Raw genomic sequence first — 23120 nt, 5'->3', positions numbered from 1 at the left:
GATGCTATTCTTTACTTCAAAAATACATTTCTAATGAAAAACCTTTTTACCCTCCTCTCGATTTTCACCCTATGCATGAGTTTTAATGCCATGCTAAAGGCTCAACCCGGCGGCATCTACGAGATAGATTGTGATGTAGCCACCGATAAGTCTAACCTGGTGTTTGGTTATGCAACCATCAATGGTAATGCGCCCGTTATTGGCGAAGACTATATGGTCTTTTATGACAGTGACGGTTTCATTGTGCAAATAGCTGGATTTCAGTCGATTCCCAATCCTTCCTGTATGGGGCAGATCGGATTTTCCACCAATGTATCAGGCGAAACAACGAACCCGGCAATCGCCTGTGACCCTGATTTTGGGTACGAAGACGGTGAGCTGATTACGGCTTTTATTTTTGATGGAGACCAAGGTGATTATTACTTCTACTCTTCTTCAATGACTTATGACGATACTCCGGGAGCAACAGCAACCGGTGCGTCTGCTGACTGCAATGATGTTCCGGATGCAAGCTTGTTACCCGTTCGTTTAAAGGCCTTCTCGGCAGCTGCTGTTGATTCCAAAACAGCATATCTCCAATGGGCCACAGCCCGCGAGGAGAATACGTCTCACTTTGAAATACAACATAGCTCCACAGGGGCAGACTGGCAAGTCATTGCCGAGGTAACCGCTATTGGTGAAAGTGAGGACATCCAATTCTACGAATTCACCCATCGGGAATCTCTTACCCCTGTAAATTATTATCGTTTAAGGATGGTGGATAATGATGGTTCCCATCTCTTTTCTGGTGTTGTGATCGTTGAACTTAAGCTCACTGGCGATCGCAAAGTCAACATCTTCCCCAACCCCATTGCCAAAGACGCCGATCTGAGTATTCAGCTGCGTGGTGACTGGTCAGGAGATCAAGAGATCACCGCAGAGCTCTATGATGCTCAGGGGCGGTTACTTATGAAAAGCTCCGGCCTGGCCGGTGGAACCAGTTCTCTGGCGCTGCCCGACGGGCTCCACGGAGGAATGTACCTGATGAGAGTCCATCAGGGGCAGCATACTGCTGACCAACGGATCCTTGTCAAATAGGCCTGCATAGTAACACTTTGAACAACACGTTTACCTGAATTTCCATTTGTGTCGTTCCCGGACCTCTCCCTTCCTCTCCGGCAGAACGAAAAGATTTTTTGAAGTAGGTTATTGGGTGGTCAGAAACGAGAGGTTCTGGCCACCCCTTTTTATGGGATGTACTCACGGCCTCTTCTCCCAAGCAGGGGCAGCAGCCATAAAAAACGCCCGGTCCGCGATGTGCGGGCCGGGCGTTTGAAATATTCGCTCTGAAAATCAACTCGGTATACGCCAACAAGACACGCTCACCTTTCCCGGCGTGGCCTGGTGGAGAAAAAAAAGTTAAAATTTTTCCATTTTATTTTTACCAGAGCCCCAATTGCCCTCTTTGGGGCGCTCGCTTTTAGCAATAGTCCTATCTTCACGCTATGCGTATTACCCTGTTCACACTTTTGTTTAGCCTGGCCGTGCCTGCGATGGTCACGGTGCCTGCTTTGCTCCCTGAAGAACTTCCGTTGCACCTGCGGCCGCGCCCCGAAAACGTTGGTGTAACCAGCCCCGAAGTCGACCTGAACGGCCTCTGGGTGGGCGAGCTGCTGCAAAATGCAGGCGGGATCGCTGAACGATTTGACCTCAGCATGCAACTCGTCCACAATGGTATATTTCTTAAAGGAACGGCCTTTGTGAAGTACGAAGAAATCTGGGCGGAAATGGAAGTGAGCGGTTTTCAGCAAGCCAATGGATCCTGGAAACTGACGGACATCAAAGTGCTGCGGGCGCAGAAGCCAAAGGAGTTGTCCTGGTGCGAAAAAAGTTACGAACTACGCGCCAGCTTTACCCCTGAGGGGGTAGTTCTGCACGGCCCCTGGTGGGGCAATAGCGAATACGGGCCCTGCATTCCAGGCTCTATTCGCCTAAAGCGGAAAATCAAATCGGCGTAGTCGGTAGTCGGTAGAGCGGTAGTCGGTAGAATGGTAGACAGTAGTCGATAACTCTACCGTCTACCGCCCTACCGTCTACGAAACTACCGTCTACCATCACTTCACCCACACCCAGTCATCCTCCGTGCTCAAAGAAGCATCGAAGACGTAATCATTGACCACCAGCTCTTTGAGCGGCTCAGCGGTCGTGATGCCTTCTTTGGTAATCAGGTTGGCCATCCGGCCACGGGCGCGTTTAGCGTTAAAGGCCACCACACGGTATTTGCCGTCTTTGGCTTCCTTGAAGTGTGCCGTCAGCAATCTACCATTGAGCGTAGCGGTTTTCACGCTCTTAAAGTATTCCTGGCTGGCGAGATTGAGGATCAGGTCGTCGCCGTTTTCAGCGAGGTCCTGATTTAAAACATGGGTGATCTTGTCGCCCCAGAATTCATAAAGGTTCTTACCTTTTTTGTTCTTTAGCCGGGTGCCCATTTCGAGGCGATAGGCCTGCATCAGATCACTTGGCCGAAGTACGCCGTAGAGGCCGGAAAGAATCCGGATCTGACGGTTGGCGAATTCAAATTCCTCCGGCGTGAATGTGTCTGCTTCCAGGTCCTGATATACATCTCCGCGGAAAGCAAGCGCTGCGGGCTTTGCGTTGGCCGGGGTCAGGGGGAGTTTGAAATTCTGGTAACGACTGTGGTTCAGATCGGCTAGCTTTTCGCTGATGTGCATCAGGTCCTGCAGGTCTCCGCGCGACTGTTTTTTCAGTACACCGGCCAGTTCCTTAGTTTCCTTCAAGAGGCGTGGCTGGCTGGCCGGATGGTCAGCTGCAGGAGACATGTCAAGTGTCTTAGCGGGGGAGAGAAGGAGAAGCATTTTTTAGTAATATAGTAGTGTAGGAAGGTAGAGGGACATTAGTGGGCGCGGGACCGCAGGTGCAAGCGAAGGGGTAAATAGCAAAGAGCTATACCTCCGGGTTCCGGTTCTTCAGCCGAAGCAGGTATCGCTTCTTCAGGTAATAATCTTTCAGGCGGTTGAGTTCACTTTCCGTGACGGAAGCATCGTCGTAATCCGTCAACAGATCGCTTACTTCGCGCTCAAACCCATCCTCCAGCTCCGCGATCATGTTGTCAATCTTTGTTCGTGCAGCGGGGTCATCCTCAAACTCGAGCTCCATCAAGGCTTCATTGACGTCCATGATCTCCATCAGGAACTGCTGCGGCATTTTGTTCGAGCCTTCTTCTCCCATTACGCCCTTGAGGTCAAGCAGATGTTTGAGCCGTCGCTCCGGATCGGAGAGCACCTTGTAAGCCTGATTGTTGAGGGTACTCTTCTCCAGTGCCTCCTCCCGGGCGGCATCGCCGCCCAGTGTGTGGAAGTCCGGGTGGAAACGCTTGCTGTTGGCGTAGAAGGTTTTCTTCAGGGCAGCTTCGTCCAGGGTGGGAGAGGGGGCCAGACCGTAGAATTCGAAATAGTTAGTCATGGTTAGACGCGCTTTGCGCTTTAAGACAGAAAAAGTCGCTTCGCTCTTTTTTTAGACGCCTCCGGCTTTTACCCCCCAAAGAAGCCTTTGATACCCCGCCAGATATCCAGTCCGTTTGCTAACACAACGAGCCCAAGCACGATGACGAAACCGACCATTGTGGCCCGCTCCATGAAGGTGTCGCTTGGCTTACGACCGGAGACGACCTCATAGAGGAGGAACATCACGTGGCCACCGTCCAGTGCCGGAATCGGGAGCAGGTTCATGAAGGCCAGAATCAGGGAGAGGGAAGCCGTCATGTACCAGAAGCGTTCCCAGATCCACTGCTTGCCGAACATCGAACCGATGCTGGCAAAGCCGCCAAGGCTTTCCGTAACCTTAATGTTGCCTTTGAACATCTCTCCGAAGGCCTTGAACTGGTCTCCGAGGAAGTTAACGCCCTGGTTATAACCCGCCGGGATGGACTCCAGAAAGCCGTATTCAATTCTCTTCGTGTCGTAGAAATACTCCGGCGGAGCGGGAGCTACGCGCATCATGCCTTTTTCATTGAGCATAACCTTCACTTCCCGTACGGACTCACTGCCTTTTGATTTTACCCCCAGGGTGATCTCCTGGTTCTTGATGCCCTTTACGGCATCCTGATAGAGGTCGTAGTAGGGAGTAGGGGTGCCGTTGACGCTGAGGATTGCATCTTCCACCTTCAGGCCGGCTTTCTCTGCCGGTCCGTCCTTTGCCGCTACACCAATGGTGAAGGGCGTCCGGGCTGAAAAGAGTCGCTCGCTTTTGTTGTCGTGCCGGGTCAGGATGTCGGCCCACTTGTTGTCAACATCAATGACCTTCTCGCTGCCATCCCGTTTTACGGTAATCTGGCGGGCATTGTCGATGGCAATACCGCGCAAAATGGCGCGGTCGTTGAAGCGCTCGAAGGGCACATCGCCTACTTTCAGGACCATGTCTCCCGTCATCAGGCCCAGCTCCTGCCCGAGGCTGTCCACGGCGATACCGGCCACGGCGTTTTCCGCCGGCAGGTATTCTTCGCCCCAGGCGAAGAGGACCATGGCGTAAATCAGGAAGCCGAGAATGAAGTTGACCGTTACCCCGCCCAGCATAATGATGAGGCGCTGCCAGGCTGGCTTGGAGCGAAACTCCCAGGGCTGGGGCTCGCTTTCCATCTGTTCGGTGTCGAAGCTCTCGTCGATCATCCCGCTGATCTTCACATAACCACCGAGCGGAAGCCAGCCGATGCCGTACTCCGTCTCTCCGATCTGTTTTTTAAACAGACTGAAGTAGGGGTCAAAGAACAGGTAGAACTTTTCTACCCGCGTACCGAAAAAACGGGCGGGCAGGAAGTGACCGAATTCATGCAAAACAATCAGAATGGACAGGCTGAGGACCAGCTGCCCGATGGTGATTAAAGTATCCATAGGCTTAATTGGGGCGGCAGGGCCATTGTGTCCTGCTCTATTCTAACGAACGGACAAATCTAAGGTTGTATCCTGGGGGGTGCAAACTGAGAGGATTTAATTAGAAGAATCCAACTTAATGGTCGTTTATTGCCTTTTTATGACCCTCCGGACGGATTCCCCCGCCTGCAGCCAGTACAAACCGGCTGGCAAAGAACGAAGATCCATCACGGCTCTTTTACCTTCCCCCTGCATCCTGCGTACGCGCCGCCCACTGGCATCATAAAGACTGATCTCGGTCAGCTCCCTGTTGCTGTTGATGAAAAGCGCCGATTCTGCGGGATTGGGGTAGATGCTAAGCGAACTGGCTGCGGACAACAATTTTGCGCTGACTACTGAGGAGTATTCTTCCTGTCCGTCCAGGTCCCGTTGCCGTAAGCGGTAGAAGTAGGTTAATCCATCCTCCGCCGTATGATCATCAAAAGAATAGTTGCCCGTTCCACCAGCCACAAACCCTAAGGATGCAAAGGATAACTGGCCCTCCTGGCTGCGTTCCACAAAAAAGCCCTCATTATCGGTTTCCTGTGCTGTTTGCCACCGCAATTCAATATAATCCTTGCGCCCCTCTGCCGTGAATCCAAGGTAGGTGACGGGCAGGGAGGCCTCCGTGCAAAAGCTGATGGATATATTATCGACATACCAGCCCAGCCAGCCTTCGCAGCCATCCTGCCCCAGGACCCAGCGGAGCTGGATGTCGTCTCCGGCTTTGGCACCCGCTGCCACGAGGTCAACCTGACTCTCTCCCCAGCTGCCGGTGCTGCTGTTGGCATCTGCTCCGTGGAAAGCTTGCTGCCCGGCCAGCGGGTTGTCGTTGAGCCCTGCGCGCATTAGCTCACCATTATATCCATTGTACAGGAAGCTGGTGGCAGGAAGGGGGAAAAAGTCTTCTCCATTCAGCGATAGCTCCAGCAAACCACCATCCATATTTTCTTGCAGGGAGTAGTAGTGCAGAAAACTCAGCGTGAAGGACTCAGCGGCTCCGCTTAAGGGGATGACCGGACTCGTAAGCATAGTGGTGCCGTTCCCGAAGGTCAATCTACAGTCTCCCTCGTTAGTGCTGGCGGCAAAAATGGCCCGTCCGGCTCTGTTGTCTGGCAGGATATCCGTGATTGTCCAGGGTTTCTCCTGCCAGCTTTCCGGGTTCTCCGGCGCTTCACTGAGTGTCCATCCGTCCATGCCGGATTCCCAATCCTGAAAAAACAGTCGATTAAGGGTGGGCAATTGGCTGGATACGCAGAGGTTCGGCGGTTCCTGCGCCAGGCGGGGGGAGAGGTCGCAAAGCGTGGAGTCTGCCATCCGGGTAGCGGAAATCGCCCGCTCGAGTTGCAGGCTGTCGAAGGCGTTGATCATCTGACCGGAGGCCATTGCGGGCAGATCTTCCAGCGTAAGGATGGGCAGGTCGATGCCCCGAAGATCCTGAGAAGATAGTCGTAAAAACTGGGCCAGCGCCGGGAAGTCTGTGACGGGGCTCATGTATTTGTCCGCTGCATGATAAAACAGGTGCAGCGCTTTGGTCATGCCAATCGGGCGAACGGTATCTCCGTTCAGGATGCCCCCGTCCGTCAGCAGGCTGAAGGCTTTGCTGATGACCCCGGAATTAATGTGGATCCCGTCTCGCGGTGTTTCTGGTTTACAGAAGTAATTTTCACTATCGCGGGTATCGGGCAAATCTTTACAACCGGGGTTCCAAAGGTCTCGCAGATAAGGGGCGAAGGCCGTGGCGTCTTCCGCAATCCGCCAGCGGAGGTTATTATCCTGGCAGCTATCCCTGCGCATATCGTCCCTGTCGTCTGTTCCCCGATTGTTGAGCAGATCGACAACTTCCCCGAAAATGTCCGCATAAGCTTCCTGAATGGAACCACTTTCGTAGCTGAAGAGCAAACCGTTCAGGCTGGTCAGATAATTGTGGGTCCATTCATGCCCAACGATATCGTCTCCCACCACCCCGGTACACAGGTTGATGGTATTTCCCCGGGCAAAAGCATTCGGGCAGTTGAAAAGATTGGCATTGATGATGTTGAGCATCGGCCCGTCTTCGCCGTCGTAACCTTTTCTGCCAAAAGTGCGATAAAACAGGTTGTAAATTTCGCCGGTGGCACGGATTACCTCCTGCCCGTCTTCGTCAATGGAACCCGGAAAAGTGTCTCCTTCCTGCCAGAGCAGATTAAAGCGGGTGCTGTTCGTTTTGTACAGTTCCCGGTGAAGGGTGCAGTGGAGTTGGTGGCGGAAGACGATTTTACCGCTTTGCGGGTCCAGGTAGACCATTTCTGCCCGTAAGCCGGCCGGCTCGCTGATTTCGAAGGCGTGGGTAAGAATGTATCGGTCGGATTCCGGGCCGGTGCTGGCCCAGACCTGCCCCTGATCAGCAACGGACCATTGGGAAATCTGTGGATAGTCAGATTGCAGTTGCGCCTTGGCGATCATTACCAGGCTTGAGGAAGGTAAGCTGGGCGCGGTCGCAGGTGCCATGAATTGTTGAACAGCAGGGAGGTGGCCCAACAGGCGGCGCGGCGCGCCGCCGGGGCTGAGCTGAAGCACTAGCTGGCTACCCAGCACGGGATGGCCCGCATGCAGGCGGTCGTAACGGTAGTATTCGTGCTTTGCCAGACTGCTGCTGATGCGGGCTAAGCGCAGGTCTTGTGGCTGGGCGAGGCCCAGCGCACGGAAGTATTTTGACAGAAAATCATTGGCATCAGCCGCCGTTCCTTTGGGTATTTCAATGCGGGAAACAGACGGGGTTTCGGCATACCATTCAGCACCCGCTGACAAGAGGGCTTTCGCTCCCTCCGGCAGGGGAGTAGCCGTTTGTGCTGCCACGCTAAAGAGCGAACCGGCCAGCAGAATTGTAAGCCAAAACTTATTCATAGTGTTTGGGAGGGAACCTATTCAAAAACAGACTTAAGTATATGCGCAAATTTACGAATCGTTGGGGTGGGAAGGCTCCAATTGGGTAAGGCATTTAGTCGTCAGAGATAATTTGAGGGTGAAGTAGCGATTTTGACCGGATTAGCCTCAGATATTTTACCTTTGGCAAACTATGAGAATTTAAAGCATTCTTGCTTTCGCATACGAAAGCGAGGACAGATTCGTTTTGCAATCGCTAAATACGCCCAGATGTTAATGAACTTTTTTCTGCTTCTTTTCCAAACGCCGGAACTCGAAATGAATGAGGAGCCCGCTATGGAGAGTGATAATATCCTCAGTGTCCTGCTGGATTCTGGCTTGCTGAGTATGGTTATCGTAGCCATCTTGTTTGTCCTTTTTATCGTTGGCCTGTACATTTTTGTGGAACGCTACACGACCATCAAAGCCGCCGGTGCGGAAGACCAGGGCTTCATGGATCGTATCCGAATGGAAATCTCCTCCGGTAATATGGCCAACGCCCGTGCACTCTGTGCCACTACGGACAGCCCCGTTGCCCGAATGGTCGATAAAGGACTGCAGCGCATTGGTCGTCCGCTCCGGGACATCGACGCCGCCGTGGAAAACGTCGGTAACCTGGAAATCTTCCGCCTGGAAAAAGGACTCAGTACGCTGGCCAGTATTGCCGGTGCTGCACCGATGATTGGCTTCTTCGGCACCGTAACGGGTATGATCTCGGCTTTCTATGAAATGTCTACCGCTGACAATATCACCCCGGACGTTCTCGCCGGAGGTATCTATTCTGCCCTGCTGACAACGGCTGCTGGTCTCTTCATCGGTATCCTTGCCTTCGTTGGCTATAACCTCCTGGTGGCTAGCGTAGAGCGTGTAGTTTATAAAATGGAACGCTCCACGACGGAATTTATGGACCTCCTTCAGGAACCAGGTTAAAGTAAGGGGCTGGTGTATCTACCCGGTAATCGTCCGGGGAGTTACAATACTACCTCTCTATCATACTACAGTACTACCATACTACAATACTAACCCATGGGCCTCAAACGTAGCAGTAAAGTCAGCGCTGAGTTTAACATGTCCTCTTTGACGGACATTATTTTTCTCTTGCTGATCTTCTTCATGCTGACCTCCAATATGGTCCAGATCAAACCCTTTGATCTGCCACTTTCGGATAGCCAGACCGTTGCTCCGACTAACATTGTAGTACAGTTGGAGAAAAACGGTAAGACTTCCGTAAATAACATTGACGTCACTGGCGCCGCCATTAATCGCGCCCTGAGTGACGCCCTCGTTCAGGTCGATAATCCGGAAGACGCTACGGTGACCATTGTTGCCGAAATTGGTGTGCCCTTTAATCGCATCACGCCCATCATGAAGTTAGCGGCCAGTAAAAAAGCCCGGGCCATCATCGCTACCCAACCCAATGGATAGGCTCAATAGCAGGTTGCTATCAAACTATCGCTCGATCAATCTATAATCCAAACTCCGTGGGACTCAAGAAACGCGCCAAGGTCAATGCTGAATTTAATATGTCCTCTTTGACGGACATTATCTTCCTGTTGTTGATTTTCTTCATGCTTACCTCTACTGTGGTGGCACCGAATGCCCTGAACCTGAAAATGCCGGGCCGCGCGGATACGCCCTCTACACCTTCCAGCAAACAGCTCGATGATGTACGAATAGCTGATGATGGCACTTTCTATTTTAACAGCCGCCGTATCGACGTCGGTGAACTCGAAAATCGTCTGCGGGCCAAAGCAAACGGGAACTACTCCATGCTCATTTCTCCTGACAAACGTGCGCCCGTCGAAGGAGTTGTAACCATCATGGACATGGCCATGCGGCTAAACATCAACGGTGTGCTGGCAGCAGAGGAAGATTAAGAATAGTTCTGTGGCTGCCAGGCTACCGCATTTTGCCGGCGGTAAGGTTGGGTAAGATGATATTGTCTCCAAGGCCTATCCCCTGCGGTAGCCTACCAGATTACCGAAGCACCAGACTACCTTCAGTCCGTTACTTCCGCCAAATAGCCAAGTAATTGCTCGGCCCGATGGCTAATGGTGTGCTGTGCCAAAATGCGTTTGCGGGCTTCCGCTCCTACTTTAATCCGATGGCTTTCATCGGCACCGTAGAGGATGTCCAGTACATCTTGTTGGGTGGACACACAGAAAACCTCCCGGTTGGGTTCCAGGAAATAATCAAGGCCATCCCACTGATTGGTCAGAACGGGAACACCGCAGGCCGCCGCGGCTAATAATCGGCGCGTTGGGGTAAAGCCCATGCGGCTTCGGTCGGTCCGGCTGATGACCAAAGAACACTGCTGTCGATTGTAAAAGTCAACGAGGTTGGTCTCCGGCAGGTATTCCAGATAGGTAAGATTGGAGGGCCAGCCATCGTCAATGCTGTAGCCACCGCCCGCCAGGGAGAACTGCCGGTTGGGCGTGAAGCGTGCGGGCTCAAGTAGCAGACTATCCAACAGGTTTGCCCGGTCAGATTTAAAATTGCCAATAAAGCCAAGATCGTAGCTTTTTTCACCGTCGGTTCGGTAAAAAGTGTAGGGGTCTACACTTTCGTAGAGCGGGCGGGCAAAGGAGATGTCATTTTCTCTGGCCAGCTTTTCCAGAGTAGGCCCACCAGTAGTAGACAGGAACAGGTTGAAGTTACCGATCGTCCGGCAAGAAAGGCAATCACCAACTTTTTCGGCAGCTACCAGACTATCAATAGTACGACTCAGGTTGGTGTCGTAGTAAATCGTAATACCCTTAGCTTCTTCCGCAATCCAGATGGCGATGTCTTCCGCGAAGTCTACGCCGCTTCCCATCATCACAATGTCTGCTGATGAGATGGCCAGACTGTACTCTGCCTGCAATGAGTCAAGGTCTTCGTAAGTCCAAACCTGGCAATACGGAGAACGAAGCATATCCCGAACTTGCTTCTTTCCGGGGATGATTCGTTCCAGAAAGGTCGTACGATGTCCGTGCTGCGCCAGCTCATTGATCAGGCCACGGTACAGCTCTGCCGTTGTGTTCTCCTGAGAGGAGAGCACAGATTTGCCAATAATGACCAGATCCAGCGGGTTGGTTCCAAATTTCACGAAGCGAAGGTAGCTAAAGTTGATCTGTTTGTTCAATACACCACCCAATTCATGTCTGAATAACGTCTGACCGGCACAGAGTCGCCTTTCCTTCCCGGAACACCCGCCTTAAAGTCAAACAGCACTCAGGGGCAATTACCCTGAGTGCTGATCGATAGAACGTTTATGACCTCGGGAGTCTGTAAATTCCCTTATGCCATCAGATGCAGAAGCTTGCGCTCTGCTTACTTCGCGTAGCTAACTTCCTTTACCGCACGAATAACCTTCGCAGGGTTAGGCAGGTACTCCTCTACGAGCGTTGGGGCATATCCCAGGCTTGTATCTGCGCTGTTAACCCGGATAACCGGAGCGTCCAGGTAGTCAAAGGCGGACTTTTGAATTTCGTAGGCTACTTCGGAGCTTACGCCGGCGAAGGGCCATGCTTCATCCACAACGACACAACGGTTAGTCTTTTTGACGGACTCAACGATGGTTTGACGGTCTAGCGGGCGGATGGTCCGCAGGTCAATGACTTCAGCCGAGATACCTTCTTTAGCCAGTTCTTCGGCCGCTTGCAGGGCAACGAGAATCATCTTGTTGTAGGTGACGATAGTGACATCAGTACCTTCGCGGCGAACGGCTGCTTTGCCGATGGGGACGAGGTATTCTCCTTCAGGAACTTCGCCTTCAAAACCGTACAGCATTTCAGACTCCATCATACAGACGGGGTCATTGTCCCGGATGGCACTTTTCAAGAGACCCTTAGCATCAGCAGGATCAATACAAGAGATTACTTTCAGGCCCGGAGTATTAGCCATCCAGCTCTCAAAGGTCTGACTGTGCTGCTGGGCCAACTGCCCGGCGGAGCCGGAAGGGCCACGGAATACGATTGGACAGTTGTACTGCCCGGCACTCTGGCTAAGCGTCTTGGCAGCATTGTTAACGATCTGATCGAAAGCCAGGATGGCGAAGTTCCAGGTCATGAACTCAACGATAGGACGCAGGCCGTTCATGGCGGCTCCTACTCCGATACCGGCAAAACCGAGCTCAGCGATGGGGGTGTCAATTACCCGTTGGGCACCGAACTCGTCCAGCATGCCCTTACTCACTTTGTAGGCGCCATTGTATTGAGCAACCTCTTCTCCCATCAGGAAGACTTTGTCGTCACGTCGCATTTCTTCAATCATCGCTTCACGGAGCGCATCACGGAGGGCAAGTTTTCTGGCCATAATGGAAATCTTTATTGTGGGGTTTAGCGAATTCAGCAATTGGTAATGCCGTATCTTTGCGGGCGCAAAAGTAGCCTAACGTTGACACTTTATGAAACGAAGAGGCTGAAGACGAACTATAAAGGTACTTTGTTACGTTAAATTCACAACATCGGTACCCGTTTACGGTTCCGTATTTTTTCAGATTACTCCAGTTAGTTATACTTCCATGAACATTATTTCCCGCAAATCCCGCTTGTTTGCAGTACTGGCAACTATCGCCATGGCGACACTCACCTCCTGTAATCGTGGAGTTGGCTGCCCCACGAACTTTTCCCTGAACGAATTTATCGGAGAGTGTGTTTCTGTTGCTATTAGTATTCTATAAGCAACTTAAACTAACTCAAAATGAACTGGCATCACATCACTAGTGTCAATGATATTGAAACAATCATTGACCGCAGCCGCGTAGTTCCTTGTCTGATTCTTAAGCACAGCACCCGTTGCCCAATCAGTAGCATGGCTAAGAATCGACTGGAGATGAGTTGGGATATCAATGAGGAGGAATTGGACACTTATTTCCTTGATCTCATTCGCTATCGAGACGTAAGCAACCAGATTGCGGCCACTTTTGGCGTCCAGCATGAGTCTCCTCAGGCGATTCTGATCAAGGATGGTCAGGCAATCTACGATGCTTCTCACCTCAACATTCGTATTGATGACCTGCGCTTAGCCCAAAGCCAGGATACTTAAAAATGGGAGAAGGTCAAGCGAAAATAGTACTCACGGCGGATGGAAGCCATAGCGTCCGAAGTGGTCACTTTGGCGTTGATTACCATAGTGTCCACGGTGCTGTACAGGAGAGCCAGCATGTTTTTATCAAAATGGGACTTCAGCCCCTGCTTGAAAAAGATCCCCCCCAAATCCGGATTCTGGAAATGGGTTTTGGCACCGGCCTGAATGCTCTGCTAGTCAGACTGATTGCTGACCAACGCCCTGATATTCAGTTCTTTTATCGGAGCTTTGAACAGTTTCCGCTACCAGCAGAAGTTATTGGTGGGCTGAATTATCCCGCTGTATTAGGAGTTTCTCCCACTAAGCTGACATCCCTTCACGAAGCGAAATGGGAAGAGCCGGCTTCGCTAAGCGATAATTTTTCTTTAGCTAAATACCAGACGGAATTTCCTCGGAAATCTGCGGAAATAATTTCATCAGGATGGGCGGATCTCATCTTTTACGATGCATTCGCACCCGCCAGTCAACCGGAGCTTTGGGAGCCGGAAGCAATGAAAGAATGTTATCGCCTGTTGTCTGATGGAGGGCAGTTAGTTACCTACTGCGCCAAAGGGCAGTTTAAGCGAGACTTGAAATCAGTCGGCTTTAGGGTGGAGTGCCCCGCAGGGCCTCCCGGTAAGCGGGAGATGACCCGTGGCATAAAAGAGTTAGGCAGGCCTTAAGCAGTAGCTCCCGGACTCAACCCCGGCGATCCAAATCCATATCTGACCAGCCACTGGTAGGGGGATGGCCCTTTTTGGCGTCCTTTATTGCCTGAGGTGCCGGAGACATTTTAGCCCCGGGGTGCCCGGTTGCCAGCCCGTCATCGCTGGATGCATGTGGCGGGATGATGTTAATCTTTCCGGCGTTACCATATAGTTCGATAGACTTAGCATTATATGCCTTGGCGGCCTCTTCGGCTGTGGCAAACATCCCAATGTGAAGACTGCGTCGATTCTGGGAAATGACCGCTCTGTAGCGGTTGTTCTCCTTATAGACACCCGTATACCCGACTTTTGAGCTGGACTTACGCTTTCGACTGGCCTCTGATCGGGAACGATATTGAAGGTTCTCAAGGCGGCAGTCCCGCTTGTCACCATTCTTACAACCCACCAATGACGCACCCTGTTTTTTGGTGTGGGCAAGGTAGCGCTCAGCAATTAACTTGTGGAGATAAATGGTTTCGGTTCGATAGCCGGCACCTCTTTGCTTTTTATGCGTTTTTTGAAAGACAATACACCCGGAAGAATGAAGACGGAGATTGTCAAAAAAATTAAGCGAGGAGAGGTGAGGGTCTTTACTCAACTCCTCAAAGACACTTTTGTCAATAGTCGCTTTATCGGCTGAGTTTTTTAAATGTATTTGTCTGGACATATAGGGAGAATGTTTATTTTTCGACGATGGCAGCTTGCACGGGATAGTTAAACTAATGGTAAGTTTCAGGGATGAGAGTGCTTGGTCCTAAAGTTATTCTCTATTGATGCTGACATTCCGATAGAAATGCTGTTCTTAGCATGAGAACCGGCATAGTGGTATGAATACACGCTTTTGTGGGCGCTGACAAGCATAGCTTTTATGAAAAATGAACGATATCTGGAGCGTTGCGCTCAATTGGCGAACCTGGCGGATAGCCGGGTAGGGGACAGCCCGAGAGTGGGCGCAGTGCTCGTACATCAGGACCGGATTATCGGAGAAGGGTACCACCAGATCGCGGGCCAGGCCCACGCCGAGGTGAATTGCCTGGCGAGCGTACGGCCTGCTGACCGACCCTTAATTCCCGAAGCAACGCTGTTCATCAGCCTGGAACCCTGCTGCATTGTGGGGCGCAGTGGCGCCTGTACGAACGTAATCAAAGAACATGGAATCAAATCCGTCGTATTTGCCCAGCGGGACAGTACTCCCGGCGTCAACGGAGCCAGTGTCGCTATTCTTGAAGCGGCCGGTGTGGCCGTGACCGAATACCCAGCCTTTCAACCAACTTTGGCCGTAAATGCCCATCGAAGGGTGATGGCCCTCAAAGGGCGACCCTTTGTAAGCCTGAAATTTGCGCAATCTGCGGATGGCTTTCTGCGGCCGGCGGACCGCAGCGCTGACTACTGGATTACCAACCCCATCAGTCGGCGGCTGGTGCATCGCTGGCGGGCAAACACCTCGGCCATCATCGTTGGCGGACGAACGGTGGTGGAGGACGATCCTTCCCTTACCACCCGGCTATTTCCGGGACGAAATGCACTGGCGGTCATCATTGATCCCCGCAACCGGGTAAGCGGAAACGAGAAGCTATTCGCAAGCAGCCAACGGCCACTGCTCTTTGCCGGCTCGGAACGGAAGGACATAAATGCAGAAGTAGTGGTGATGGGCAAAGAGCTGAACAAAGCGGCGCTGACGCAGGTGCTGACGCTGCTAATGGAGCAAAGATTGGGGCACGTAACCGTAGAGGGCGGCGCGGGGATTCTGCAGGCTTTCATTAGAGCCGGATTATGGGATGAGGCGCGGGTGTTTACGGGTAAAACCTCCTTCAGAGCCGGAGTGCCGGCTCCTGAATTGCCAGCCGCAGCCACCAGGGTTTCTGTCGAAAGGGTTGGGAGCGACCTCCTGGAAGTGTATTCCCGGTCTTAGCCGGAGGTTGTCCCTGGCTCGTTTAACTTTCTTTGCACCTGCGTCCGCGCCGCCATGAAAAAGCCCCCAACCAGTGAATGATTGGGGGCTGTTGAAGAGTTGATTAATCCAGTTTCAGACATTCCAGGAAGGCCTTCTGTGGCACTTCCACCTTACCGAACTGGCGCATCTTCCGCTTACCGGCTTTCTGCTTTTCGAGCAGCTTCCGCTTACGGCTGATGTCACCACCGTAACACTTGGCCGTTACGTCTTTGCGCATGGCCGAGAGCGTCTCCCGGGCAATAACCTTCGCCCCGATGGCCGCCTGAATGGCGATCATGAACTGCTGGCGGGGCAGGAGCTCCTTCAGCTTTTTACACATGCCCCGGCCAACGTACTGCGCTTTGGAGCGGTGAACGAGGGCTGAGAGGGCATCGACATTTTCGCCGTTGAGCTTGATGTCCATCCGCACGAGGTCCGTTTCCTGATAGTCCTTAGGTTGGTAATCGAAACTGGCGTAGCCACGGCTGATACTCTTGAGGCGGTCGTAGAAATCAAAAACAATTTCAGCGAGTGGAAGCTCAAAATGTAACTCAACGCGTAGCGGACTGAGGTAAGTTTGCTTCGTCAGTGTTCCTCGTTTCTCAATACAGAGGTTCATGATGGAGCCGATGTAGTCTGTAGTGGTGATGATCTGCGCGTAGATGATCGGTTCTTCGACCTTCTGCCGGTTATTCTGCTCGGGGAGTTCCGCCGGGTTGCGGATTTCGGTTACGACGCCCTTAGTGTCCGTAACGCGGTAGGTTACGTTAGGTACCGTAGTGATCACGTCCATACCGAACTCGCGGAACAGGCGTTCCTGCACAATTTCGAGGTGGAGCATGCCGAGGAAGCCACAGCGGAAGCCATAACCGAGAGCCGCGGAGGTTTCCGGCTCGAAAATGAGACTGGCGTCGTTGAGCTGAAGTTTCTCCAGGCTGTCGCGCAGGGGCTCAAAATCGTCGTTGTCCAGCGGGAAAATACCGGCAAAGACCATCGGCTTCACTTCTTCGAAGCCGGAGAGCATTTCACCGGGGTTGTCTTTTAAGGTGACCGTATCACCAACTTTAATCTCCGAGCTATTCTTGACACCAGTAATGATATAGCCTACATCACCACAGCCGATTTTTTTGGTCGGCTTGGGGGTGATCTCCATGGCGCCTACTTCGTTGGCCTGATACTCCGCACCGGTGGCGACGAATTTGATCTGTTGGAGACTGCTCAGCTCTCCCTGCATTACCCGAACGTAGGCAATAACACCCCGGAAGGGGTTAAAGACGGAGTCGAAAATCAGGGCTTGTAGCGGAGCCGCCGGGTCACCTTCAGGAGCAGGGACGCGCTCCACCACTGCCTTCATAATGTCGGGGACACCGATACCGGTCTTGCCGGATGCTTCAATGATGTCCTCACGGGCACAGCCGGTAAGCTCAATCATTTGGTCGGCCATCTCCTCGATGCGGGCCGTTTCCATGTCGACTTTGTTGAGCACGGGGATGATCTCCAGGTCGTGCTCAAGGGCTAGAAAGAGGTTGGAGATCGTTTGCGCCTGGATGCCCTGGGTGGCATCTACGAGCAACAGCGCGCCTTCGCAGGCGGCGATGGAACGGGAGACTTCGTAGCTGAAGTCAACGTGCCCCGGGGTGTCGATCATGTTGAATACATACGCCTGCCCATCGGTGTGGGTGTAGTGCATCTGGATGGCGTGGCTCTTGATGGTGATGCCACGCTCGCGCTCGAGGTCCATATCATCGAGCTGCTGGTCCATCTTCTCCCGCTCATTGACGGATTGGGTGTAGTCAAGCAGCCGGTCAGAGAGCGTACTCTTGCCGTGGTCGATGTGTGCGATGACGCAGAAATTACGGATATGCTTCATAGGAGGCGCAAAGGTAACTAGGCACAAGCTGATAGTAAACTAAATAAAGATAATAGTTATGCAAACAAGCTGACTGGATAATGGTTGTGAGTTGTAAAGACTTGTAAGATGCAACGTGTTGAAGTCCATGGTTGTTAGATGGAGAGGCGTAAATCGAGTAGTCATCTCTTCGGGCTCCCAACCCCCAAGAGGAAAGAAAAGTGACAATCGGCTTGTCTGTTATTCCTTAACAATGGGGTATAAATGAGAAAAATAGATTCAATAAATTTCCATATGTCGATTTTTTTTTTTGACCTTGTATTAGAATTCCAAGACCTATTATCCTAATCATTGTTTGGTTAGCTTGGTGACCAAGCATTCAACCTTTATGTGTTTATGAAAAACAAGTTTCTTATCGCCGTTATTTTTATTTTCTGTTGTTTTGGCGCTGGGCTCAGTATGACGGCATCAAGTTCCTTTAAAGTTGATTGTGTACCTCAAAACAAGAAAGATTGTTGCGAAACCAAAGATGGAACAACGACCTGCTTAAAAAACCACAAGATAAAGGGCGCTGGTGGCGGAGGACCTAGTCAGTACTAGTAACTGACAACTCTTTTCTCTGATTGTATTAGAGTTGCTTCGCAAAAGCTGATTAGCTTTTAGCTTGTGCTCTAATACATCAGAGATTTTATTCACTACAAAAATACTTGATGCTAAAACGTTTTGCGGTTTCAGTTTTTACCTTGATGACCATTGTTTCTTGCCAAGAGGTTGTTGAAGAGAATTGGATAGAATCTGATGTAGTTGGAATTTCAATGAAGGCCAACGAGTATTTGTTTTATCCTGAGATAATTAAACAAACAGCCAAAGGGGGCTACATAATATTAGATGAAGGGCATAAGTCTCCAATTCTAAATTTTGACAGCAACTTTAAATTGATTTCTAAATCAGGGGTAAAAGGTAATGGGCCACTTCAAATTGAAGGTTTTCGAGATGTTGTGCCTTCTACCAATCAAAACGATACCACTTATCTCATCGACATGTATGGGGATAAAATAATATGTTACGACAAGGAAATGAATGCTGTGGATAGTAGAAAGCTAGATTTCAATGGAAGGCCAGCATTCACTAATTTTTACAACGATTCAATTTGTGTGATTGGCTATAGAGGTTGTAACACGATGGCCCGATTGGTCGACCGGAGGACTATGAGAGATTTGACAAAAGACATCTATTTTGCCCCCCCTAAAAATGAGGGAGTTTCTATCGGAGCTTCTTATGATTTATACGAATCGTTTTCTGTATATAACCAAAAAAATAGAGAAATTATTTTTTTCCCAATTTATAACATTGATGACGTTTTGATATACGATGAATCTGGAAGACTTACAGAAGTTGTTGAAGGCCCGGCAAGGATTACTCCAAAAGTTACTGAGGCGGATGAAAATTTATTTATGTCGTCTCGACCGGATTTCAGTGCTTATCAAAACCCTGTGAAGATATGTGGTGATTACGTGGTGGTGGGATACTCTGGATTGTTTCAAAATAGAGATAACTCGGACTTCTATTCTGATGGTCAACAACTACTGGTGTTTTCGCTGTCAAGTAATAGGTTTATTGCAAAAGTCAACCTTACTCCTGTTTTCTACTTTATTGGAGGAGCATTTGATTGTGACAGTAAAGTTCTTTCATTGTTAGGTAATCGTCCTAATGAAGACGGAAAAGAGGTGTACAACTTTGATCTGAGTGGAGTTTTTAACTCTTTAAAGGAATAAATCTAAGTTTAGAGGTTATTGTAGCTCTCAAAAAATCATTGTCAACCCCAGCCCATCCCGAGTGGCACCCAACAGCAACGGAATATCCCCATCCCGCCCCGAAGCAATCAACACATTCACCAGGTCGAAGGCGAAGAGGAAAGCCCCCTGCAGCATAATGCTCCGCCCAAAGCCCTTTAGCTGGTCGGCGTTGACATTGGGCCTTTTCGCTCTTTCGGTGAGGTAAAGGCCACCCATAATATAGCCAACGTCGAGCCCGGCGTTAAAGAGTAAGATTTTCTGAAAGCTCTGGTGTTTGCTCAGGCTGCTGGCGAGGTCCCATCCCGCCGGGTCGCTTTTGATGGCCGTGAGGTAGCCCAGGCCGGCGATGCCCAGATTGACGGTATTCCAGAGTGCATTCATGCGGTGGAAGTGTTTGGTGGAACCCTCCGCGCCGCCCTGCAGGCTGACGCCCACGGCAATGTTGGCCACCGCCCAGCCGCCAAGCGTAAGCATGGCTGTTTGCTGGTGGGAAAGACTGACCTGGTTGAAGGCCAGCAGATCAATGGGCTCCAGCCCCTGTGCCCGGAGGGCGCCGAAGGCAATAAGGGATAAACTGAAAGCGAGAAAAAGACGAAGGTGAAGTTGCATATAGAGTAGAATTGTGCGGGAGGAATTGTGTTCAGCTAATTTGGAGAAAACAGGACAGTCGCTTAAGTGCTTCCAACTGCCCTTCAAGACGAAGATGAATTTTTATCTTTCTTAAATAGCTTTATATCAGGCATGTAGGATTGAATTTGAATAATGTTTTTTCAAGAAAAGTAAGGTTTTAGCGAACATCATCCCCCATGCTTTCGCTTAAATGAATAGAGAGGCGGTTAATTCCGTGCTCGACTTTGCATTAGTTTTTAAATCAAACCCAAACCAAATTATGACTAAGTATTTAGCCACGCTCCTGCTCCTCGTGACCATGAGCTTTCCCACCTTTTCCCAAACTGAAACCATTCGTAAAGCCAGTAACCGAGCCAGTGATGTGGAGGATATGGAAAACTACGAAAGGATGCTGAAAAGCCAGCTTAACGTAGATCTTCGGGCAGTCGCCATCAATAACCTGGAACTGGACGCGAAACAAATCAGTGATTTTACGCCAATCTATCTGGATTACATCCGCTCCAAAGAGAGTATTACCGCCCGACGTAACGTACTGGTTAATCAGTACATCGAAGAGATGGCCGAAGATGATACCCGGAAAGATGAAATGAATGAACAGGTGACTTCATTGAAGATTACTGGGAGCTTAAGATTGCCGATATGGAGTTGAAGAAAGACTACTTTGACCGCCTTGAAGATGCCATCACTCCCATGAAAGCATTGAAGTTCTTTGAAGTAGAGGAGATGTTTAATAACCGGTTGAATCGCATCCGGCTAATGAAAACAGTACCAACTTTTATCGTTCTGGAGCCAGTAACCTACACCTACGAGCCAGAAATTACTGCATTCAATAACTGGAAGAAGATCAATATTGACGGCAAGCTTGGTCTTGACCATGAGTTTACCCATAACGGTCTTGAAAAACTTTTAACGGCGGCTGAAGCGATGACCAAGGCAGAAGGAGTCACCGTAACCAATTTTGCCACCTCGAAGGCCAGCATTATGGAAAAAGCAGACATGTTGCAAAAAAACTGGAAGAGTCTGAAACATGCCGACTATGCTCGCGAAGCCTTCACTATGACCGCTGATCTGTTGAGCGACATTGCCAATAGCGAACGGTTCGAAGCGAACGAGAGCTGGATCAAGCAACTAAAAGAACGGGCAAAAGCCATCAGACCCGAAGTGAAACTCACCGATCAGGCTGATGAGGTACACGCTTTCTTCAACACCGCTGAGTACATTGTAAATGACCTGGTGGAGCAAGCGAACAGCTACACGAAATAACTGGATTGTAGTGAAGTGACTGCTGTACAGGTGGTAAGCTTCCACCTAACAGCAATAATGAACATGAGTCATCCCTAATTTTCGGATTAGATGACAGTGTTTTCTGGCAAATAATAGGATTTTTAGCGATCAGCGGACAGCATTCAGGCAAAACGGCTCTGAATGCTGTCCGCTGATCGCTTTTTTATACCGACCGAACCAGGTTCCATCCGAGAAAACACAGAAAAGGCTGCCCAAACTCCGGGATGAGCCATTTTTATTGGGCCCCTGGATCGGGGGCTTTCGTTTTCATCATCAGCCTTTGCCCGAAATGCGTGAGGTCTGCGCATCAGCTGCACGGGGAGCGCGAATCAGGATGCCCGATATCGCGCTTAGGGGGGCTAAAATTGATCACGGATGTTTTCCATTTCACAACATATTTTGCTTCATGACCACGTTCCTGTTCAACATACATTACCTTCACGGGCCATAAGCTATCCACCACCAGAATGAGTGCTTTTCTACGTTTCACTTTCATTGCCCTTGCAATCATCCTTTGCACCTGCGTCAGCGCCCAAAAAGATCTCTATGATCTGGAGCGAATTGTAGAGGTGGAATTGGAGATGCACGACCCGCACTGGAAGAAAAAACTCAACTCCTGGAAGAAGAATAACCTCAGTAAGCGAACGCTGGCCACGCTACGTGTAGATGGGGTGACCTACGACAGCGTCGGGGTTCGCCTGAAGGGGAACAGTTCCTATTTCGCACCCGCTAAGGCGGAGAAAAAGAAGCTACCGTTCAATATTAAGGTGTCCTACACGGATAAGTCTCAGCGGGTAGACGGCCGCTACCGGACCCTGAAACTCAGCAACGTCTTCCGGGATCCCAGCTACCTGCGGGAGGCACTGTCTTACCAAATCGCCCGCGACTACGTCGCTGCCCCTGACTGTAACTACGCCCGGCTGACCGTGGATGGAGACTACTTCGGGATGTATAACCTGACGGAATCGGTGGATGAGCTTTTCTGGTCCGAAGAATTCGCGTCCGAAGAAGGCCTGCTGATCAAATGTGACCCGGAGAGTAAAGATGCCCCACCTTCTACCTGCCCGCCAGGGCTGGGAGCAAGCCTGGCTTACCTCGGCCAGGATTCGGCCTGTTATGCCGCCCGATACGAGATTAAAAAATCGGATCATGGCTGGCTTGAACTCATCAACCTGGCTAAAGCGGTTAGTAATGAAAAAGCCGACCTGTCAACCGTTATGAACGTCGATGAGGCGCTCTGGATGCTCGCCTTCAATAATGCGATGTCTAATCTGGACAGTTACCTGGGCGCCTTTTGCCATAACTACTACTTATTCAAAGATGCTTCAGGTTACTGGCGGCCCGTTATCTGGGACCTTAACCTGAGTGCAGGCGGTTTCCGGCTGGTAACTAAAAAACAAATCCTTACGGATCAGCAGTTGGTGGAGTTGAGCCCTTTTCTTCATTTTTCTGACCGTAATGAAGAACGCCCGCTGATCTTGCGGCTGCTCGACAAGCCGCTTTATCGGAAGATGTACGTCGCTCATCTGCAAACTATTTTTGAAGAGCAGTTCACCAGCGGTCTGTACCGGGAGCGGGCGGAAAAAATCAGGTCCGTCATTACCCCGCAGGTTGTGCAGGAGCCCAACCCATTGTACCCGACCGAGACATACACCCAGAACTACCACGGCACGGTGGACGTCACCGGTGGTAAAGTGATTGGGGTAGACGAATTTTTCAAAAAGCGCGGTGCTTTTTTAGCGGCTCACAAGCTGTTCCAGAAGCCGCCGCCCGCCATTGCGGACCATACGGCGACGAAAGACGGTGGAGAGGTCACGGTTTCCGTGACGCTGGAAGCGGGACAGGCCAGCCCGGCAGTTTGGGTGGCGCACCGGCCGAAAGGCAGAGGTGGCTTTACTTACAGCCAACTGAAGGCCGTCGCCGACGGGAACTACAGCCTCGGCCTTCCCGAAGCCGAAATCGAGGAGTATTTCGTGGTGGCCGAAGGAGCCATTAGCGCTACGGTTTTACCCGCCCGGTCCGGACGGGAATGGTTTACGGTAGGAGAGAGCAAAAAATAAATTC

The 23120-nt window shown here is 50.9% G+C and carries 22 protein-coding genes; 13 read left to right on the top strand and 9 right to left on the bottom strand.

Annotated features, from left to right (window positions below; genetic code table 11):
• The first annotated feature begins 33 nt into the window (after positions 1–33).
• Together BM123_RS14700 and BM123_RS14695 are read left to right on the top strand one after the other, a co-directional pair.
• Positions 34–1077: a T9SS type A sorting domain-containing protein gene (locus BM123_RS14700; RefSeq protein WP_090169851.1), complete on the top strand. Its 1044-nt coding sequence runs from the start codon at positions 34–36 to the stop codon at positions 1075–1077.
• 407 nt (positions 1078–1484) lie between these two features.
• The gene (locus BM123_RS14695) at positions 1485–1997 is read left to right on the top strand and encodes a hypothetical protein (protein WP_090169849.1); all 513 of its coding nucleotides are present in this window, start codon (positions 1485–1487) and stop codon (positions 1995–1997) included.
• Between the two features lie 96 nt (positions 1998–2093).
• On the opposite strand, the gene yaaA is transcribed toward BM123_RS14695, so the two are convergent.
• From yaaA to BM123_RS14675, 4 genes are all read right to left on the bottom strand, one after another.
• A complete protein-coding gene (gene yaaA / locus BM123_RS14690; protein WP_090169847.1) occupies positions 2094–2855 on the bottom strand; it encodes a peroxide stress protein YaaA in 762 nt (253 codons plus the stop codon).
• A gap of 88 nt (positions 2856–2943) precedes the next feature.
• Complete coding sequence (hscB, locus tag BM123_RS14685; RefSeq protein WP_090169846.1) at positions 2944–3462, bottom strand: Fe-S protein assembly co-chaperone HscB; 519 nt, start codon at positions 3460–3462, stop codon at positions 2944–2946.
• A 68-nt stretch (positions 3463–3530) separates the two neighbouring features.
• Positions 3531–4886: an RIP metalloprotease RseP gene (gene rseP, locus BM123_RS14680; RefSeq protein WP_090169844.1), complete on the bottom strand. Its 1356-nt coding sequence runs from the start codon at positions 4884–4886 to the stop codon at positions 3531–3533.
• A 126-nt stretch (positions 4887–5012) separates the two neighbouring features.
• Complete coding sequence (locus tag BM123_RS14675; protein ID WP_090169842.1) at positions 5013–7790, bottom strand: M4 family metallopeptidase; 2778 nt, start codon at positions 7788–7790, stop codon at positions 5013–5015.
• Between the two features lie 255 nt (positions 7791–8045).
• Between BM123_RS14675 and BM123_RS14670 the strand changes: the two genes are divergently transcribed.
• From BM123_RS14670 to BM123_RS14660, 3 genes are all read left to right on the top strand, one after another.
• Complete coding sequence (locus tag BM123_RS14670; protein ID WP_090169840.1) at positions 8046–8738, top strand: MotA/TolQ/ExbB proton channel family protein; 693 nt, start codon at positions 8046–8048, stop codon at positions 8736–8738.
• A 96-nt stretch (positions 8739–8834) separates the two neighbouring features.
• Positions 8835–9233 carry an ExbD/TolR family protein gene (locus BM123_RS14665; RefSeq protein WP_090169839.1) on the top strand — a complete coding sequence of 133 codons (399 nt, stop codon included), beginning with the start codon at positions 8835–8837 and terminating at the stop codon, positions 9231–9233.
• Positions 9234–9289: 56 nt separating this feature from the next.
• Complete coding sequence (locus BM123_RS14660; protein ID WP_090169837.1) at positions 9290–9685, top strand: ExbD/TolR family protein; 396 nt, start codon at positions 9290–9292, stop codon at positions 9683–9685.
• Positions 9686–9807: 122 nt separating this feature from the next.
• Here the strand turns inward: BM123_RS14660 and BM123_RS14655 are convergent, their stop codons facing one another.
• Both BM123_RS14655 and BM123_RS14650 read right to left on the bottom strand, forming a co-directional pair.
• Positions 9808–10896: a CgeB family protein gene (locus BM123_RS14655; protein WP_139211897.1), complete on the bottom strand. Its 1089-nt coding sequence runs from the start codon at positions 10894–10896 to the stop codon at positions 9808–9810.
• Positions 10897–11120: 224 nt separating this feature from the next.
• The gene (locus BM123_RS14650) at positions 11121–12119 is read right to left on the bottom strand and encodes a pyruvate dehydrogenase complex E1 component subunit beta (protein ID WP_406603250.1); all 999 of its coding nucleotides are present in this window, start codon (positions 12117–12119) and stop codon (positions 11121–11123) included.
• A gap of 372 nt (positions 12120–12491) precedes the next feature.
• Between BM123_RS14650 and ytxJ the strand changes: the two genes are divergently transcribed.
• Both ytxJ and mnmD read left to right on the top strand, forming a co-directional pair.
• A complete protein-coding gene (ytxJ, locus tag BM123_RS14645) occupies positions 12492–12836 on the top strand; it encodes a bacillithiol system redox-active protein YtxJ (protein ID WP_090169834.1) in 345 nt (114 codons plus the stop codon).
• A 2-nt stretch (positions 12837–12838) separates the two neighbouring features.
• Positions 12839–13540, top strand: coding sequence for a tRNA (5-methylaminomethyl-2-thiouridine)(34)-methyltransferase MnmD (gene mnmD / locus BM123_RS14640; protein WP_090169832.1), 702 nt, complete (start codon positions 12839–12841; stop codon positions 13538–13540).
• Positions 13541–13556: 16 nt separating this feature from the next.
• Here mnmD and BM123_RS14635 read toward each other — a convergent pair whose 3' ends face one another.
• Entirely contained in the window at positions 13557–14231 is a 675-nt protein-coding gene (locus tag BM123_RS14635; RefSeq protein WP_090169830.1) for an AP2/ERF family transcription factor, read from the bottom strand.
• 201 nt (positions 14232–14432) lie between these two features.
• Here BM123_RS14635 and ribD point away from each other — a divergent pair, with 201 nt between their 5' ends.
• Positions 14433–15476, top strand: coding sequence for a bifunctional diaminohydroxyphosphoribosylaminopyrimidine deaminase/5-amino-6-(5-phosphoribosylamino)uracil reductase RibD (ribD, locus tag BM123_RS14630; RefSeq protein ID WP_090169828.1), 1044 nt, complete (start codon positions 14433–14435; stop codon positions 15474–15476).
• Positions 15477–15579: 103 nt separating this feature from the next.
• Here the strand turns inward: ribD and lepA are convergent, their stop codons facing one another.
• A complete protein-coding gene (gene lepA / locus BM123_RS14625; protein WP_090169826.1) occupies positions 15580–17367 on the bottom strand; it encodes a translation elongation factor 4 in 1788 nt (595 codons plus the stop codon).
• 375 nt (positions 17368–17742) lie between these two features.
• Here lepA and BM123_RS23955 point away from each other — a divergent pair, with 375 nt between their 5' ends.
• A complete protein-coding gene (locus BM123_RS23955) occupies positions 17743–17946 on the top strand; it encodes a hypothetical protein (protein ID WP_139211896.1) in 204 nt (67 codons plus the stop codon).
• A 110-nt stretch (positions 17947–18056) separates the two neighbouring features.
• The gene (locus BM123_RS14620; protein ID WP_090169824.1) at positions 18057–19121 is read left to right on the top strand and encodes a hypothetical protein; all 1065 of its coding nucleotides are present in this window, start codon (positions 18057–18059) and stop codon (positions 19119–19121) included.
• 27 nt (positions 19122–19148) lie between these two features.
• On the opposite strand, the gene BM123_RS14615 is transcribed toward BM123_RS14620, so the two are convergent.
• Positions 19149–19751, bottom strand: coding sequence for a DUF6992 family protein (locus BM123_RS14615; RefSeq protein ID WP_090169823.1), 603 nt, complete (start codon positions 19749–19751; stop codon positions 19149–19151).
• 280 nt (positions 19752–20031) lie between these two features.
• On the opposite strand from BM123_RS14615, the gene BM123_RS14610 reads away from it, so the two are divergent.
• The 3 genes from BM123_RS14610 (at position 20032) to BM123_RS14600 (ending at position 23116) form a co-directional block, all read left to right on the top strand.
• Complete coding sequence (locus BM123_RS14610) at positions 20032–20421, top strand: hypothetical protein (RefSeq protein ID WP_090169821.1); 390 nt, start codon at positions 20032–20034, stop codon at positions 20419–20421.
• On the top strand, positions 20412–21035 hold the full coding sequence (locus BM123_RS14605) for a hypothetical protein (protein ID WP_090169820.1): 624 nt from the start codon (positions 20412–20414) through the stop codon (positions 21033–21035). Before BM123_RS14610 ends, BM123_RS14605 begins: the two co-directional genes overlap by 10 nt.
• 488 nt (positions 21036–21523) lie before the next feature.
• Complete coding sequence (locus BM123_RS14600) at positions 21524–23116, top strand: CotH kinase family protein (protein WP_090169818.1); 1593 nt, start codon at positions 21524–21526, stop codon at positions 23114–23116.
• Positions 23117–23120 lie beyond the last annotated feature (4 nt).

Origin of the sequence: Neolewinella agarilytica (assembly GCF_900110645.1) — a bacterium.
GTDB lineage: Bacteria > Bacteroidota > Bacteroidia > Chitinophagales > Saprospiraceae > Neolewinella > Neolewinella agarilytica.
Note: the sequence above shows the minus strand (reverse complement) of the source record. Positions and strands in the feature narration are given on the sequence as shown.